General features: G+C 71.3%; 12 protein-coding genes and 1 tRNA gene. 6 read left to right on the top strand and 7 right to left on the bottom strand.

What is annotated here, in order from left to right:
• Positions 1-51: 51 nt before the first annotated feature.
• The 5 genes from ACQPZ4_RS48555 to ACQPZ4_RS48535 all read right to left on the bottom strand — a co-directional run bounded on the left by ACQPZ4_RS48555 (position 52) and on the right by ACQPZ4_RS48535 (position 5,536).
• Positions 52-1,401: an FAD-binding oxidoreductase gene (locus ACQPZ4_RS48555; RefSeq protein ID WP_433052750.1), complete on the bottom strand. Its 1,350-nt coding sequence runs from the start codon at positions 1,399-1,401 to the stop codon at positions 52-54.
• Between the two features lie 62 nt (positions 1,402-1,463).
• Positions 1,464-2,951: a hypothetical protein gene (locus ACQPZ4_RS48550; RefSeq protein ID WP_433052747.1), complete on the bottom strand. Its 1,488-nt coding sequence runs from the start codon at positions 2,949-2,951 to the stop codon at positions 1,464-1,466.
• A complete protein-coding gene (locus ACQPZ4_RS48545; RefSeq protein ID WP_433052744.1) occupies positions 2,948-3,808 on the bottom strand; it encodes an ABC transporter ATP-binding protein in 861 nt (286 codons plus the stop codon). Before ACQPZ4_RS48545 ends, ACQPZ4_RS48550 begins: the two co-directional genes overlap by 4 nt.
• A 4-nt stretch (positions 3,809-3,812) precedes the next feature.
• Positions 3,813-4,910, bottom strand: coding sequence for a sensor histidine kinase (locus ACQPZ4_RS48540; protein WP_433052741.1), 1,098 nt, complete (start codon positions 4,908-4,910; stop codon positions 3,813-3,815).
• Complete coding sequence (locus ACQPZ4_RS48535; RefSeq protein WP_433052738.1) at positions 4,907-5,536, bottom strand: response regulator; 630 nt, start codon at positions 5,534-5,536, stop codon at positions 4,907-4,909. The genes ACQPZ4_RS48540 and ACQPZ4_RS48535 overlap by 4 nt, the downstream gene beginning before the upstream one ends.
• 26 nt (positions 5,537-5,562) lie before the next feature.
• Between ACQPZ4_RS48535 and nhaA the strand changes: the two genes are divergently transcribed.
• From nhaA to ACQPZ4_RS48510, 5 genes are all read left to right on the top strand, one after another.
• A complete protein-coding gene (gene nhaA, locus ACQPZ4_RS48530) occupies positions 5,563-7,455 on the top strand; it encodes a Na+/H+ antiporter NhaA (RefSeq protein ID WP_433052735.1) in 1,893 nt (630 codons plus the stop codon).
• A gap of 85 nt (positions 7,456-7,540) precedes the next feature.
• Positions 7,541-7,613: transfer RNA gene (locus tag ACQPZ4_RS48525), tRNA-Arg, on the top strand.
• Positions 7,614-8,095: 482 nt separating this feature from the next.
• Positions 8,096-10,153 (top strand): Shedu anti-phage system protein SduA domain-containing protein, encoded by a 2,058-nt coding sequence (locus ACQPZ4_RS48520; RefSeq protein WP_433052732.1) that lies wholly within the window; start codon positions 8,096-8,098, stop codon positions 10,151-10,153.
• Positions 10,154-10,319: 166 nt separating this feature from the next.
• A complete protein-coding gene (locus ACQPZ4_RS48515) occupies positions 10,320-10,667 on the top strand; it encodes a hypothetical protein (protein WP_433052729.1) in 348 nt (115 codons plus the stop codon).
• A 216-nt stretch (positions 10,668-10,883) separates the two neighbouring features.
• Positions 10,884-13,769, top strand: coding sequence for a VWD domain-containing protein (locus tag ACQPZ4_RS48510; RefSeq protein WP_433052726.1), 2,886 nt, complete (start codon positions 10,884-10,886; stop codon positions 13,767-13,769).
• Here ACQPZ4_RS48510 and ACQPZ4_RS48505 read toward each other — a convergent pair.
• Positions 13,766-14,725 carry an RNA polymerase subunit sigma-70 gene (locus ACQPZ4_RS48505; protein WP_433052723.1) on the bottom strand — a complete coding sequence of 320 codons (960 nt, stop codon included), beginning with the start codon at positions 14,723-14,725 and terminating at the stop codon, positions 13,766-13,768. The two genes, ACQPZ4_RS48510 and ACQPZ4_RS48505, sit on opposite strands and share 4 nt — an antisense overlap.
• A 225-nt stretch (positions 14,726-14,950) precedes the next feature.
• Between ACQPZ4_RS48505 and ACQPZ4_RS48500 the strand changes: the two genes are divergently transcribed.
• A complete protein-coding gene (locus ACQPZ4_RS48500) occupies positions 14,951-15,607 on the top strand; it encodes an RluA family pseudouridine synthase (RefSeq protein ID WP_433052720.1) in 657 nt (218 codons plus the stop codon).
• Here ACQPZ4_RS48500 and ACQPZ4_RS48495 read toward each other — a convergent pair.
• On the bottom strand, positions 15,597-16,331 hold the full coding sequence (locus tag ACQPZ4_RS48495; protein ID WP_433052717.1) for a lysostaphin resistance A-like protein: 735 nt from the start codon (positions 16,329-16,331) through the stop codon (positions 15,597-15,599). The genes ACQPZ4_RS48500 and ACQPZ4_RS48495 overlap by 11 nt on opposite strands.
• Positions 16,332-16,347 lie beyond the last annotated feature (16 nt).

The following is a 16,347-nucleotide window of genomic DNA, read 5'->3' as shown; positions in this document are numbered from 1 at the left end:
AGATCGGCTCGCACCCGGCCCGCAACAGGGCGGGCCGGGTGCGAGACGGTTTCAGGCGATGAGGGCCTGGCCGCTGGAGAACATGTTGGCCGGGTCGTAGGAGCGCTTGGCCCGCAGCAGCCGGTCGCGGTCGGCGGGCGCCCAGCTGGCCAGGATCGACTCGACGTCCGCGCCGCCGGAGAAGTTGAGCAGGCCGCCGGGGATCGCGTCGACGGCCAGGATCCGCTCGGTGACCGCGTCCACGACCGGTCGCAGGCCGGGCTCGCCGATGCCGATGACGAACAGGGAGTACGCGGCGTCGCGGCCGCTGACCGCGTTGGGCACGGCCGGCGGGCGGGCGAAGGCGCCGCCCAAGTGGCGCACCTCGACCATCGGGATCGGCACGTTGACCTGCGGACCGGCCGCCGCCAGCACCCGCTCGACCGTCTCCGCGGTGAGCTCGCCGAGCAGGACGCCGCGCTCGCGGGTCGGCATCGGGTCGGTGGGGTCGCGGTGCACGGCGTCGACGGCGGCGTACGGGAGCGCCTGGATGTCGTCGATGAGCGCCGGGGCCACCTCCCGCATCGGGGCGAGCAGGGCCGCGCACTCGTCCTCGCCGCCGAGGAAGAACACCCGCAGGTGGGCGACGTACGCGCCCCGCAGCGGCGGCGGCAGCATCGGCAGGTCGGGCAGCCGGAGCAGGGCCACCGAGGTGCTCATCGCCTCGGGCAGGGCGGCGGACCACTCGCGGTACGCGTGCAGGATCTTGGCGACGTGCGAGACGGCGAAGTAGATGCCGCCGCCCACGAAGCCGGGCACGTCGAACAGGTCGAACTCGATCGCGGTGACGATGCCGAAGTTGCCCTTGCCGCCGCGGACCGCCCAGAACAGCTCGGCCTCGCGATCGGCGTCGACGGTGCGCAGCGCGCCGTCGGCGGTGACGATCTCGATCGAGCGCACGTGGTCGGCGGCGAAGCCGTACGCCCGCCCGAGCGGTCCGGTCCCGCCGCCGAGGGTGTACCCGACCACGCCGACCTGGGTCGAGGAGCCGCTGAGCGGGGCCAGCCCGTGCGGGGCGGCCGCCTCCACGACCTGCGACCAGCGGACCCCGGCGGCCGCGCGGGCGCGCCGGGCGGCCGGGTCGACGCTGACCTCGGTCATCCGGCCGGTGGTGACCAGGACGCCGCCCCGGGCCGGTCGGACGGCGCCGTGCCCGGTGGCCTGGATCCAGACCGGCAGGCCCAGGGTGCCGGCCCAGCGGACCGTCGCGGCCACGTCCTCGGCGCAGGTGGCGCCGACGACGGCCAGGGGCTCGTGGGTGGTGGCGAAGTTCCAGGCGAACACCTCGTCGGCGAAGCCCTCGTCGCCGGGGACGTATACGGGACCGGCAACCGCCGGGAGGGAAGTCAGTGCAGTGGTCATGCCGACACCATGGCGGCCGCCGGTTGGTCAGGACTTGGCATCGACTAGGCGAACCGCGGCGGTCAGCGGCGGGCGAGGCGGAAGCTGGTCCACAGCAGGGAACCCGTCACACCGGCGAGGGCCAGGGCCGCCCACGCACCGGGGCCCGGGCCGGTCACCGCGTCCCCGTCGCGCAGGATGCCCATGAAGTTCAGCGCGTCGGCGTCGTTGATCATGAGGTACCAGAGCGCCGTGTAGACCGCCTGGAAGAACCGCGGGGCGCCGGTCAGCGTGCCCAGCGTCAGGGCCAGCGCGGGGATGAACAGGGCGCCGGCCGCCCAGGCGACCAGGCCCGGGCCGTCCGCCGCGAACCCCATCCGCACCGCCGCGCCCGCGCCCAGGGCGGCCGCCAGCAGGACGCCCGCGAGCCACTCGGCGAGCACGCGGCGGCGCGGGGCCGGGTACGCCCCCAGGATCGCCGCCGTGCCCGTCGTCGCCGGCTGCGTGCCCAGCCGCGACCACAGCAGCACCGGCCACACCCAGGCGACGGCCAGCACGGCGCCGCGCGGGAGCGCCAGCCCGGCCAGGGTCAGCGCGGCCGCGCCCAGCCACCACCACAGCGGCGCGCCCGCGACCAGGATGCGCGCCTCGCCCGCCAGCAGCCGCCCGAACCCGGGGCCGGTGCGCGGCTCGGCCCTCGGGAGCCCGCGGTACACCGGGCGCGGCTCCGGACCCGCCGGCCCGCGACCGGGGCGGGCCGGGCGGTCGAACCGGTGGAACCACAGCGCGGGCGCGAGGGCCACGGCCACCGCCAGCAGCACCAGGACCGCCCGGCCGAGCAGGAACGGGGCGTCGAGCCGCAGCCCGGGCCAGTCGAAGACCTCGAGGGGCTCGTCGACGTACATCAGGCCCAGTCCGACGTCCTGCGAGGCGCCGGCGGGCAGCGGTACCGGACGAAGCCCGAGGCCACCGAGGGGCGCCTGCGGGGACTGCCCGCCGATCGCGCCCACCATCCACACGAAGACCCACAGCACGTTGCCGAGCCCGCCGCGCAGCACCGGGGTGGCCTCGAACAGCAGCGCCAGCGCGCCCGTCAGCACCAGCATCGGCAGCGCCACCAGCGCGAACGGCAGCAGCAGGCCCACCGGGTCGACGGCGCGCGACTCGCCCCGCAGCAGCTGCAGCACCAGCGCGGTCGCGGCCAGCACGGCGGTCATCGAGGCCAGCACGGCCACGTTGCTCGCCAGCTTCGCGGCCAGGTACGCCCAGCTGCGCATCGGCGACGCCGCGAGCAGCTGCCCGACCCCGGTCCGCCCGTCCCGGGCCACCGCGTCGCGGACCAGGTAGAAGCCGACCAGCGTCAGCCACAGCGCGCTGGTCAGGGCGGTCACCATGCCCACGTAGCCGCTGGTGTACCGGCCGCGGAACCCGCCGATCACCAGCACCGACCAGTGCGCGTCGACCGGCGGCACCGCGATCAGGCCCAGCCCGATGGCGGAGATGAGCATCAGCAGGTACGCCGGGCGCCGCACCCGCTCCCGGAAGTCCGCGACGGCCGCCCCCGCGATCACCGGTGCACCGCCCCGACGTAGGCGTCCTCGAGCTCGGGCGGCACCGGCTGCGCGTCGGGCAGCGGGCGTTCAAGAGCCAGGATCCGCAGCTGTACCCCTTGTGGCGTCCGCACGGCCCGCGTCGTCAGCAGCCGCTGCTGGAGCCCGGCCGCGTGCTCGACCGGCACCGTCGCCTCCCACACGCGCCCGGCCACGCTGCTCAACAGGTCGGCCGGCGCCCCGTCGAAGCGGACCCGCCCGCCCGCGACCACCGCGATCCGGCCGGCCACCGACTCGACGTCGCTCACGATGTGCGTCGAGAGCAGCACGACCCGGGTCGCGGCCAGGTCGCTGAGGATGTTGCGGAACCGCACCCGCTCCTCCGGATCGAGCCCGGCCGTCGGCTCGTCCACGATCACCACGCGCGGATCGCCGAGCAGCGTCTGCGCGATCCCGACGCGGCGCAGCATTCCTCCGCTGTACCCGCCGAGCGCGCGCTTCGCCGCATGCGTCAGGTTCACCAGCTCCAGCAGCTCCGGAATGCGGGCGCGGGCGGAGCGGGAGGAGAGCCCCTTGACCGCGGCCAGGTAGGTCAGGAACTCGACGGCGCTCAGATTCGGGTACACGCCGAAGTCCTGGGGCAGGTAGCCGAGCGCCCGGCGGAGCTGGTCCGGGTGGGCGACCGCGTCCCGCCCCTCGAACCGCACCTGCCCGCTGGTGGGCCGGGTGACGGTAGCCGCAATGCGCAGCAGCGACGACTTCCCGGCCCCGTTGGGCCCGAGGAGCCCTATGAGGCCGGGCTCCAGCCTGAGCGTCAACCCGTCGACGGCGCGCTTCTGTCCTTTGTAGACCTTCGTGATATCGAGCAGTTCGAGCATGTCCTCAAGGCTGCTGGCGGCCGTTCCCCGGCACATCTGCCGAATGGGAGAGATCGGCGACGACTTCCCACCGGCCGTCCCTGGCGCCGGCGCTCAACGCCCCGCCCACTGCCGCCACCCGCTCCCGCAACCCGGCCAGTCCGCTGCCGCCCGGCGTCGCGCGTTCTCCAAGGCCACGCTCGCGGCCCTCGGGCGGCGGCTCCGCCATGGCGGACATTTCCGGCATATCCGAAGCGACGGTCAGAATCCCTGCGCTCGTTAGCGTGATCACGACGCCGGCCGTCGAGGGGGCGTGGCGCCGGACGTTGGTCAGGGCCTCGATCACCACGTGATACGCCACGTTCCCCGCCGCAGCGGAGAGCGCCACCCCCGGCTCGACCACCAGGGTCGCCGTCGGGCCGAAGCGCGCGACCACGTCCGGGAGGTCGGCCACGCCGTGCACGCGCACCGGGGCGGCGTCGTCGCGCAGTGCGGCCACCATGTCGTCCATCGCCGCCAGGGCCCGCTGCCCGGCCGCCTCGATCCGCTCGTGGGCGTCAGCGGCGGGCGCGACCTGGGCCGCCTGCGCCTCCAGCACGATGCCGGTGACCTCGTGGGCGACCAGGTCGTGCAGGTCCCGGGCCAGCTCCAGGCGCTGCGCGCGGCGGGCCGCCGCCAGCGCGCGGGCGCGCCGTCCGTCGCCCGCCCGCAGGTACAGCCCGAGGCCCGTCGCCGCGACCGCGCACGCGAACGCCGTCGCCACCACCAGGATCGAGGCCTCGGCGCGGCTGTGCGGCTGGTGCAGGGTGACCCGCAGCGGCAGGACCGTGACGGCCAGCGCGACCGGCGCCGCGGTCCACCTTCCGGCGCGGGTGGTGCGCACGAGCAGTACCAGAAAAGGGGTGAACTCGAGGATGAGCCAGAGGCCCGGCGGCTCCGGTGGACCCCGGTAGATCACCGTCACCAGGAGCGAGACCACGGCCGCGGCGAGCGCGAGGGACGGCCGGAGCGCCGCCGCCACGGCCGCCATCGCCGCGATGCTCACCAGCAGCCCGGCCGCGCGCGTGAACGGCAGCCCGCACAGGACCGGGACGACGAGCAGCAGCAGCCAGGGTGCCCTCACGGCGCGACGACCCCGTTGTTCCAGGCCCAGACCGCGATCCCGACCCGATTCCGGACCCCGAGCTTCCGTTGTACCGCGGCGACGTGCGTCTTCACCGTGCCCGCCGAGATGAACAGCTCGGCCCCGATCTCCGCGTTGGTCCGCCCGGCGCCGACGTGCGCGGCGATCTCCAGCTCGCGCTCGGTGAGCGGCTCCGGCGACTCGGGCCGGGGGCTGGACAGGTGGCGCAGCAGCTTGACGGTGATCGCCGGGCTGATCAGGCTCTCCCCGGACACGGCGGCGCGGACGGCCTCGGTGAGCAGGGCCGGGCCGGACCGCTTGAGCAGGAACCCGGCGGCGCCGTTGCGCAGGGCCGCGTACACGTACTCGTCCAGGTCGAACGTGGTGACCACGACCACCCGGGTGGGGCCGCCGGCCAGCTCGCGGGTGAGGGTGAGCCCGTCCATCCGCGGCATCCGGATGTCGACGAGCGCGACGTCGGGGAGCACTGCGCGTACCAGATCCAGGGCTTCTATCCCATCGGCGGCCTCGCCCACCACCTCGATGTCGTCGGCCGCGCCCAGGATGCGCCGCAGACCGTCGCGCACCATCGCCTGGTCGTCGGCGATCACCACCCGGATGCCCACGATCCAAAAGCCTAGACTTTCCCGCTATGGCCGACCCGTCGCCCGAAGGCGGCACGTCCCTCTGGCGCCGTGACGTCGCCGCGCCCTTCCGCAACTTCATCACGACCGAGTCCGGGAGCGCCGGGGTCCTCGTGGCCGCCATCGTGGCCGCCTTGGTGTGGGCGAACGTGGACACCGCGGGGTACGAGCGGTTCTGGAGCACGGACCTCTCCGTCCGGCTCGGCGGCTGGGAGCTCGCCTGCGACCTGCGCACCTGGGTGAACAGCGGCCTGATGACCCTGTTCTTCATGGTCGTCGGCCTGGAGGCGCGCCGCGAGCTGGACCTGGGCGACCTGCGCGACCGCCGCCGCTTCCTGCTGCCGTTCGCGGCGGGGGTGGCCGGGATGGTGGTGCCGGTCGCGCTGTACCTCGCGATCAACCGCGGCGGCGCCGGCGCCGGCGGCTGGGGCGTGGCGATGTCGACCGACACCGCGCTCGCCCTGGGCCTGCTCGCGCTGGTCGGCAAGGGCGTGCCCGAGCAGGCGAGAGTCTTCCTGCTGACCGTGTTCGTGGTGGACGATCTGGTCGCGCTGCTCGTGATCGCCGTCGCCTACTCCGAGCACATCCTGGTCATGCACCTCATCGTGGCCGTGGTGATCTTCGGGGTGATGCTCGGCCTGCGGCTGCTCGGGCTGCGGGCGGGCTTCGTGTACGCCCCGATCGGCATCGTGCTCTGGTACTTCATGCTGCGCAGCGGCGTCGACCCGGTCGTGGCGGGCCTGGCCATCGGGCTGATCGCCCCCGCGTACACGCCGGCCCGCAGCGCCCTGGAGGCGGCCAGCGGCCTGTTCAAGCTGTTCCGCGAGCAGCCGACCGCCGAGCTGGCCCGGACGGCGTCGCTCGGCCTCAGCCGCACGCTGTCCCCGAACGACCGGCTGCAGCGGATGTACCACCCGTGGACCAGCTACCTCATCGTCCCGCTGTTCGGCCTGGCCAACGCCGGCATCCCGATCGACGGCGCGTTCCTGGCCCGCGCGTTCACCTCGCCGGTGACCCTGGGCGTGGTGGTCGCCTACGTGCTCGGCAAGCCGCTGGCCGTCGTGGCCACGTCGTGGCTGGTCACCCGGCTCTCCGGCGGCCGCGTGCGCCCGGGCGTCGGCTGGGCGGCGGTGCTCGGCAGCGGCACGATCGCGGGCATCGGCTTCACGGTGTCCCTGCTCATCGCCAACCTGGCGTTCACGGGCGACGAGCTCGCCGAGGCCAAACTGGGCGTGCTGGCCGCTGCGGTGCTGGCGTCGTTGCTGACCTTCATCGTGTACCGCGTGACGGCCCGACTTCCGAAGCACAAGCGCGCCCGCGCCCTGCTCGGCGACGCCGACGTGCTCGTAGACCTCATCCCGCCCGTGGACGTGACGGTCGACCACGTGCGCGGGGCGGCGGGCGCTTCGGTGACGATCGTGGAGTACGGCGACTTCCAGTGCCCCTACTGCGGCCAGGCCGAACCCGTGGTGCGCGAACTGCTCTCCGACGCCGACCTGCGCTACGTGTGGCGGCACCTCCCGCTGACCGACGTGCACCCCCACGCCCAGCTCGCCGCCGAGGCAGCCGAGGCGGCGGCCGCGCAGGGCGCCTTCTGGCCCATGCACGATCTCCTCCTCGACCACCAGGACGAGCTCAAGCCGCAGCAGCTGGTCGGGTACGCGGTGGAGCTGGGCCTGGACGCGGAGCGCTTCCGCTCCGAGCTGCACCACCACGCGCACGAGGCCCGCATCGCCCAGGACGTGGAGTCGGCGGACTTGAGCGGGGTGAGCGGGACCCCGACCTTCTTCATCAACGGCCAGCGCCACTACGGCGCCTACGACCTGGCCACCCTGACCGAGGCGGTGAAAGTCGCGCGGGCGCGCGCCTTCATCGGCACCTCCACCCAGTCCCGACCCTGATCGAGCGCCGCCGTGACGAAGGTTGCCCGGATACGCGATTTCGGTCGATGCCGTGGTTCCCCTAGACTCGGGGGCGCAGGTACGAGGCCTCGTAGCTCAGGGGATAGAGCACCGCTCTCCTAAAGCGGGTGTCGCGCGTTCGATTCGCGCCGGGGCCACACTGGGTTTCCCCTTCGTGGGGGAGCTCCGCTCCACCCACACCCCCTCAACACCATCGCGCGGCCCTCGGGCCGCCGGCGGTGCTGCTTGACCCAGGTCTCGGGTGGCACACAGCGGCCGACCCGAAGCGTGCCCGGTTCTCGCACCGACGTCCGAAGGACGGTGTGCACCCAGCACCGCCGTGACCGGGTGACGGCTCCGCTCAATCGCGGGTCAAGACACCTCGCGGGCCTCAGCAGCACTTCGTCGGACTGTCATCCGGCGGTGAGCGCACCAATCCTGTCGACGGCCGTGTGGCTGGCGACCGTGTCGGGCGTGAAGTGCATTTCAGGTCCAGTTGAACGCAGACGAGCGCGACATCTTGCGTGCCGGATTTTGGACGCAGCAAAGTTCATCGAAGACTCGCAGCAGGGGCTTGCCGACGCCCTACCGGGCAGCCTGTAGGTTCCGGTCGAGCCGCAGAACGTCCATCCTTAGGGACATGACGGAATCTGCCGCTTCCCAGGAGCCTCGGAGCAAGCGGAGGATCACGACTCTCACTCGGCGAGACATTCTCAACTATGTGTGCGGTGAGGGCGGCCCATGGTGGGGAAGGCTCGACGAGATCGACTTTCTGGGATCGCTGTACGACCTGGACACGCTCGCATCGACGGACCCTCGGTTCGCGACGGCACGGGAGGACATCGCCCAGCATCGGATCAATAATCCGTTCGACTGGCCCGACTGCTGGGTCTTCGAGCACGCCCAGTTCGAACTCCTCGACGGCCCTGACGAGATTCTTCTCGCCTTCCTGGCAAGGTTTGTGCATCCCGAAGTACAGCCTGACCCTGATCAATCATCGCGACGCGTCGGTGATCTGAATCGCCTCCTCGGGCCAGATGGCTGGACCCTCCGACCATTCGAGTTCATATCGGGGCGGCCGATCTACTCGCCAGCCTCTGTGCAGCCAACCGGTCCGCTGGTCTCTCTGCCGCTAGATGACGACGACATCGACAAACTGGATCTCGTCCTCGGGCACACGTACAGCCTCCTCGAACGCGACGGCGAGGAGGTCGCCCGCGATCTCCTCCGCTCGGCTGTGCTGACGCTGCGCCCCGACGGCGGCTACTACCAACCCATGCCCGGTGACAGTTGGACCGTCGCCACGTACGAGGCGGTCCTAACCGTTCCTTCTCGCCTCCTGCCTGCATACACGGAGGCCGTCACCCATGCGTGCTGGAAGAGGATGGAAGCCGTATTTACCCGTTTCGAGCGTACGGATGTCCAGTCCCTTGTCATCGAGGGCCACGTAGAGCCGCTGCCCGCCGTCTCACCGGACTGGAGGAACCAGCCGGCGGAGCCCGCTGTACCCAGCATGCAACGCTTCCATCTCGGCAGCCCGTCCAAGGAGTTCGACGTCACGGGGCAGGACTTCTCGGACCTCGAGATCCGGGGGCGGGAGTTTCCATATTTCTACGACACAAGCCGAAGCCAGTTGATCACGGAGTTCCGACTCGACAACCGCCCACAGGTGGCAACGCTCCTTCACGTCGCTCTCATCAACAAAGATGGAGTCCTTTCACCGCGAGTAAAGCTGTGGAAAAAAGACAAGACCAAGTTCGTGAGGACGGCGGCCATGGAAGTAATTCCTGGCACCGAAGTGCCTCAGATCGTCAAGGCACTCGTCGACACCAGCGACGTCCACGACAACTTTTGGAAGGTCATCAGCTTCCTCCAAAACTGCGTGGGACTAGACCTCCCTGATACAGGCTTGCGGCTGGTCGTCGGCGACGAAGCCGAGTTGGCCCGGCTCCTGGCCGGCCAAGACCGCACGATGCTCCTCGAGGCCGTCAGAACTGCCGTTGGCGGCTCCCTCACGGAGAAGGACATCAGGCTGATCAGCAACCGCAAGACGCAGCTTGATCGATTCCGGCAACTCCTGACCGAGCCGGATTACTTCGAACAAGAACGCCAACTGGTTGCCGGGCCTGAGGCGGTCTGGCAGAGGCTCTTCGAGGAGAATCCCTGGATTTTCGGGTACGGGCTCAACCTTGTGGCATGTGAACCGCTCCACGGCGGCAGGCTGGAGCGCATCACAACCGGCGCCAACATCTTCAGTGGAGCGGGAAAGCGCAGTGACGCCGTTATGCGCTCCAAGGGTTTCATCAGCAGTCTCTTACTATGCGAGATCAAGACTCAAACCACGCCCCTCCTTGCCGGCACGCCGTACCGGCCGCCAGACGTCTACCAGGTATCCAGAGACGTCGTCGGCGCGGTGGCGCAGGTGCAGAAGACCGCCTATAAGGCGCTACGCCTGGTTACCGGCGAGCTTCACAGGTTCTACGAGGACGACGGCACCCCGACCGACATCGAGATCTCCACCATCCGCCCCCGGCAGGTTCTGGTGATCGGACGGCTGAGTGAGTTCTCCGAGCATGGCTCGACGAACCCGGAAAAGATCTCCTCCTTCGAGCAATACAGGCGATCCATCCAAGACGTCGAGATCATCACGTTCGACGAACTCTACGAACGAGCCTGCTTCATCGTGGAGGACCGCTGAGGCGGATCCGAGTAGTCCCTGAATCTTTGCCCACGAATCCCGGAGATCCGCGTTCCCGGCTCGCCGCGAATCCGGAAGGGACTGGCCACGCACCCCGGCGACTGGATCAATGGCGTTACCCTCGCCGCGACGGTCGTTGATCTGGTCGTCAAGACGGGGGATGGCGATGGCGGACGAGATTCCCGAGCACTGGGCCCCGAACAGCGGCAGCCGCGCCGGTCCGGCCGTTGTGGTTCTCGCGGTGTTGACGGGGATCGCCTGGCTGTTGCTCGGGTTGGACGGGCTGCTGTACCGCGACTCCCTGGACGCACCGGAAGGCATGGCCACGTTCGCGGCGGGAGTGGCCGGGTTCTTCGGGTCGCTGGTGACCTTCGTGCTCACCGTCGCCACCGCGGCCGTTGCCTGGTACCACCGGGCCGTGAGTGAGCGGCGGTGGGCGCTCGTTGTGGCGGTGGTTGCCACGGTGCTGGCGGTGGGTCTGTGCGCGGGGCTCGGCGTGCTGGTCGGCCGCTAGGAGCGGTTGCGCGAAATGGTCGCCAAGGGGCCCGAATGGGAAAAAGGTCGGGCGTAGAGCGGCAATACCGTCGGCGGTTCGTGGGCCATTGTCTTTCCCGGCGGATGTGATCGGCCGAATGGCGGCGGCGGCCGGACTCCGCGGCCTGTCAGTCCGGCACGGTCGCGAATAGCGTCGGCGGCGCCAGTTGCCGCGACGATTGTCTGGGGATAAGCGATGACGGTAGGCCGGAAAGCGCGGCGCCTGTTTGTGGTGCTCGCCCTGATATTGAGCGCATTGGTCGGGACGCCGACCTCGCCGGCGACCGCGGCTGCGGCCCCGGCCGGCGAGGTTGATGTCTATGCGAGTGTTCTGGCCAGCCAGGAGGCCTTCTGTTCGTGGGCGTACCTGGACATCCGGGACGTCTGGACCGTCGGGTACGGGTTCGATCTCCGGCAGAACCGGGCGGCGATGCTCGAGGCCGGGATCAAGACCGTGCAGTATCCGTCGCTGCGTTCGGCGCCCGGGTATCGGGTCGGTGAACAGGACGTTGAATCCGCCCGCGCCAGTCTGACGCAGGCGCAGGCAATGGTGGTGCTCAAGCGGATTCTGCAGAGCTACATCGGCGTTGCGAAATCGGTGTTCGGGTACTCGAACAAGGACTGGAACGCGGAGAATCTCAACCGGCGGGCCGCGATGGTGTCGATGGTCTACAACGGCTGGGCGGCGGGCTCGGCCAACGCGGCGCAGATCCAGCAATCGATCCGGAACGAGAATTGGGCGCGGGCGAGTGTGCTCAGTGCGCAGCGGTACCGCAGGCTGCAGGACCAGAAGCGGGCCACCACGATCCCGGCGCTGCTGCTGGGCAACCGGCCCGCGCTGCCGGCCGCGCTGTGCTCGCACGCGTTCGTCGCCGACGTCGTCGCGAGCCCGGCCACGGTGGCCGCGGCCGATGGCAAGCCGGTCACCGTGAAGATCACGGCGACCTCCGACCCCCTGGTCATCCCGAACACCCGGGTCTCGATGGCGGCCGCGGCCGACGACCCGGCGATCGCGAAGGTCGACATCGGCAAGGGCGGCAAGGTGTTCAAGGTGCTGCCCCGCGGCGGCACCGGCTCGGGGACGATCGACGTGACGTGCCGGAAGAAGGGCACCACGACGGCCGTGGTGACGCTGACCGGGGTGCCCGTCGGGAACAGCCACGTGACGCCGACGCCGACCCGCGAGGTCAAGGTCCCGATCACGTGCGACGGTGTCGCCGTGACCACCACGGCGCTGCCGGACGCGCAGGTGGGCGTGGCGTACTCCTACCAGCTCGCAGCATCCGGCGGCAGCACGCCCTACGTCTGGACCGGGGCGGGCCTGCCGGCCGGGCTGCGCGTCGACGAGCACGGGCTGATCACCGGTACCCCCACCGCGGCCGGAACCGCCGGGCACGTGCAGGTCGCGGTGGCCGACGACGGTGGCGCCACGGCCGAGGCCACGCTCAGCCTCACCGTGGCCCCGGCGCTGCCACCGGTCCCGCCCGGCACCCCGCCGGCGCCGCCGGCCCAGCCGGTCTGTCACGGCAAGTGCGGCACGTCGCTCGGCGACCCGCACCTGACCACGTTCGACGGCGCGCACTACGACTTCCAGCAGGCCGGCGAGTTCGTCGCGGTCGCCTCGACCGTCGATGACCTGCAGATCCAGGTGCGTCAACGGCCGTGGAACGGCTCGCGGCTGGTCGCCGGCAACACGGCGGTGGCGTTCTCGGTCGCCGGCCACCGGGTCGGCATCTACCTGGGCGGCTCCGGGATCACCACGCTGGTCGACGGCCAGCCGGTCACCCCGGCGGCCACGCCGTACGCGCTGCCCGGCGGCGGCACGCTCACCGCGGGCGCCTCCGGGGAGACGGTGGCGTGGCCCGACGGCTCCTTCGCGACGGTGTTCGTGCTGGCGGGCTTCCTCACCATGGACGTCAGCGTCGCGCCGGCCCGGCAGGGGCAGCTCGCCGGGCTGCTCGGCAACGACGACGGCAACCCCGCCAACGACCTGACCGGCCGGACCGGGGACGTGCTGGCGTACCCGGCGACGGCGGTCCAGCTCTACGGGGCCTACGCCGCGAGCTGGCGGGTGACGCCGACCGAGTCGCTGTTCGACTACGCGGACGGGGAGTCCACCGGCACGTTCACCGACCTCGCGTTCCCGTACGCGTACGCCGAGGTGGCGGCGCTGCCCTCGGCCAACCGGGACGCCGCGACGGCGGTCTGCCGGGCCGCCGGGGTCACCGCGCAGCCGTACCTCGACTCGTGCGTGCTCGACCTGGCGTTCACCGGGGACCTCGGCACCGTCACCGCGGCCGCGGCGGCCCAGGCGTTCGGCAACCCGGGCAACCCCGTGCTGGCCACGGCCTACGCGGGGATCGAGCACAACATCACGTACAACATCAGCAGCCCGTGGCGGGTGACCGGCCTCGCGGTGGCCACCGACGGCACGCTGTCCGGCCTGGTCACCATCGACCCGCCGCTGGTCGGCAACGGCCCGCTGACCGGGAAGCTCACCGGCACGTCGATCACCTTCAGCGCCGGTGGCGTCTCCTACGTCGGCACGATCGGCGCCGGCGGGGCGATGAGCGGCACCTACACGTACGCCGGCCAGACCGGCACCTGGACCCTGGCCCCGGTGTCGACCGTGCTGGCCGCGTCGTCGGCGGGCGACGCCTGGAGCGACCCGTCCGGGGCCACCGGCACCGCGGCCCTCACCTACGGCCACATCGGCTGCACCGCGATCGACGCGCAGGGCCTGTGCACCGGCGGGCTCTGGCCGGTCGTCCCGGCCGCACCGTGGATCTGGACCGGCCAGTTCACCACCGAGGACCAGGAGACGGTGACGTTCACCCGCACGGTGACCGTCACCGCCGCCGAGGCCGCCCAGCCGGTCACGCTCACGGTCGACGCGGACAACCTCTACACCGTGACGCTCAACGGCGCGCCGGTCGCCGCGGGCAGCCTCGGCACCCCGCAGACCACCGGCGTGCACCTGGTCCCGGGGGCCAACACCATCTCGATCACCGTGACGAACATCAACGCGTACGACCCGAGCGGCAACCCGGCCGGCCTGGCCTGGAAGCTGACGGCCGGCTAGCGCCGGGCGACGAAGCCGGCGAAGACGGCCGGGTCGTGGAAGGCGGTCAGCTCCCGGATCTGGCCGCCCTCCACGCGCAGCACCGAGATGGCGAACGGGCGTTCCGCCGTCTCGCCCGGCGGGACGTGGTACGCGATCAGCGCCGGGTCGCGGTTCGCCCGCGTCAGCTCGACCCGGATGCGCCCCACGAAGAACGGCGACCCCGGCGGCACGCTCAACGCGAGCGCGCCGGCGATCGCGTCGCGGCCGAGGTACCAGGCCGAGATCGGCGGCATCACCGCGCGCGCCTCCGCGGCCAGCAGCCGGGCCATCCCCGCCACGTCCGCGCGCTGGAAGGCGTCCACGTACTGCCGCAGCACCTCCTGCTCGGCGGGGTCCGGCCCGCGCGCGGGAGTCCAGTCCTCGCCCCGGGACGGAAGGCGCTCCCGCAAGGTGGCGCGGGCGCGCTGCAGGGCGCTGTTCACCGACGCCGCCGTCACGTCCAGCAGGGCGGCCGTCTCCGCCGCCGACCAGCCCAGCACGTCGCGGGAGATCAGCACCGCCCGCTGGCGCGGCGGCAGGTGCTGCAGCGCGGCCAGGAACGCGAGCTCCACGGTCTCCCGCGCCACGGTGCACGTCTCCGGGTCGGCGTCCAGCACCCGATCCGGGAGAGGTTCCAGCCAGGACACGTCGGTCACCGGCGGGCCGTCCGCGCCAGGCGCCGACGGCGGGCCCAGGTCCATGGGCAGGACCCGCCGCTGAGCGCTCTTCAGCACGTCCAGACAGGCATTCGTGGCGATCCGGTACAGCCAAGCCCGCACCGAGGACCGCCCCTCGAACGAGGGCCAGCTCTTCCACGCCCGCAGATAGGTCTCCTGCACCAGGTCCTCCGCCTCGTGGAAGCTGCCCAGCATGCGGTAGCAGTGCACCTCCAGCTCGCGGCGGTACGGTTCCAGCTCGGTCAGGTCCAGTCCCACGTTCGCCCCCTCGTCCGTACGTGCGAGATAAAGCCTCTACCCTGCCGCGCCTGCCGGCCTGCGACGGGCCCAGATTCCGCCTGCGCACCTCCCGTGAAAGCCCGGTTACAACACCGGTAGCCTGGCTTCCACGGGACGCACGCAGACGAAATCTGGACTCCGTCTCGGCTCGACAGGCGCGACAGGGCAGAGGCTAAGACGATGTGGGCGGAGTTTCGTGAGCGCGTGATCCTGGAGGACGACGCCGTCCTGGTGCTCGACAAGCCGGTTGGCGTGTCCGTGATGGGTGAGCGGCACGAGTCCGACCTGGTCCGGATGGCGGCGGAGGCGGGCGAGGAGCTGTTTCCCGTGCACCGGATCGACAAGGTGACCTCCGGGGTCATCCTGTTCGCGAAGGACCTGGCCGCGCACGGGGGGCTGACCCGGCAGTTCAACAAGCGGACCGTGGAGAAGGCGTACCTCGCCGTCACCAGCCCCGGCGGCCTGCCGGCGAGCGGGCGGATCGACCTGCCGCTCAGTGTGGGGCGCAAGAACCGGGTGCGGATCGCGGCGCCGCGGGAGAGCATCGAGCGGGACGGCGACGCATGGACGGTACCGGCGGCGGCGATCTTTGACACCGTGTCAACGTATCCGTCGCAGACGTCGTTCAGCGTGCGGGAACAGACCGACGGGCGGGCGCTGCTCGAGGCGTTTCCGCACACCGGGCGGCGGCATCAGATCCGGGTGCACCTGGCGTGGATCGGGCATCCCATCGTCGGGGATCCGCTGTTCGAGAAGAACCCCGCCGGGCGGACGTTGCTGCATTCCTGGCGCCTTTCCTTCGATCACCGGGGCGAGCGGGTGACCGTCGAGGCGCCGATGCCCGACGAGTTCACACCATAAGCACGAGGGCCATGAGAATGGCCAGGCTGTTGGTCAGGCAGTGCGCGGCGATGCTGATTCGCACGCTGCGCACCCGGAGCATGACCGCGATCAGCAGGACCTGCGCGACGAAGACGAACACGAATTTCTCCGGCTGCCAGAAGTGCTGCGCGGCGAACAGGCCGGCCGAGGTCAGCACCGCGAGCGCGCCGCGGACGGGCAGGCGGGGCAGCAGGTACGCGCGGAAGTACAACTCCTCGACCGCCGGATTGACGAGACCGTCCACGGCCAGCGTGAACAGCAGCGTGCCGACCATCGTCGAGACCGGGAACGCGGTCGAATCGGCCGGTAGCCGCCACGCCATCGGATAGACGTCGAGGAATCGCTGCTCGAAAGGGGCGAGCAGCACCACGAGGCCGATGGCCATCGCGGTGACGCAGGGCAGGATGAGGAGGTACAACCGGATCGGCAACTTCCGCCGGAACGCCAGGATCCCCGGCAGGCCCCGCCACGACCAGCCGGCCGCGCGCAGCAGCAGGCCGAGTTCGATCGGGGTCAGCACGAACGCGAAGGCCAGGGTCAGCGCGAACTGCGGCGGCAGGTGCCACGCCCGCATCAGCGGACCCAGGGCGAGGGCGGCGGCGAACGTCGCCGCGCCCGGGAGAAGATGCAGCGCGAGTACCGTCGGCCAGGTCATCCGGGCCCGCTCCGCGCCGGTCGCCCGCGTCAGGACGGTCGTCGTCATACGGTGACGCTATGCA

The sequence above is a fragment of the Dactylosporangium sp. CS-033363 genome (assembly GCF_050942475.1).
Lineage (GTDB): Bacteria > Actinomycetota > Actinomycetes > Mycobacteriales > Micromonosporaceae > Dactylosporangium.
This window is presented reverse-complemented; position numbering and strand designations above follow the sequence as displayed.

Bases quoted from the DNA above. Each gene is read 5' to 3' on its own strand.
- ACQPZ4_RS48555 (WP_433052750.1), bottom strand. From the start codon at position 1,401: ATGACCACTGCACTGACTTCCCTCCCGGCGGTTGCCGGTCCCGTATAC.
- ACQPZ4_RS48545 (WP_433052744.1), bottom strand. From the start codon at position 3,808: ATGCTCGAACTGCTCGATATCACGAAGGTCTACAAAGGACAGAAGCGC.
- nhaA (WP_433052735.1), top strand. From the start codon at position 5,563: ATGGCCGACCCGTCGCCCGAAGGCGGCACGTCCCTCTGGCGCCGTGAC.
- ACQPZ4_RS48520 (WP_433052732.1), top strand. From the start codon at position 8,096: ATGACGGAATCTGCCGCTTCCCAGGAGCCTCGGAGCAAGCGGAGGATC.
- ACQPZ4_RS48515 (WP_433052729.1), top strand. From the start codon at position 10,320: ATGGCGGACGAGATTCCCGAGCACTGGGCCCCGAACAGCGGCAGCCGC.
- ACQPZ4_RS48510 (WP_433052726.1), top strand. From the start codon at position 10,884: ATGACGGTAGGCCGGAAAGCGCGGCGCCTGTTTGTGGTGCTCGCCCTG.
- ACQPZ4_RS48495 (WP_433052717.1), bottom strand. From the start codon at position 16,331: ATGACGACGACCGTCCTGACGCGGGCGACCGGCGCGGAGCGGGCCCGG.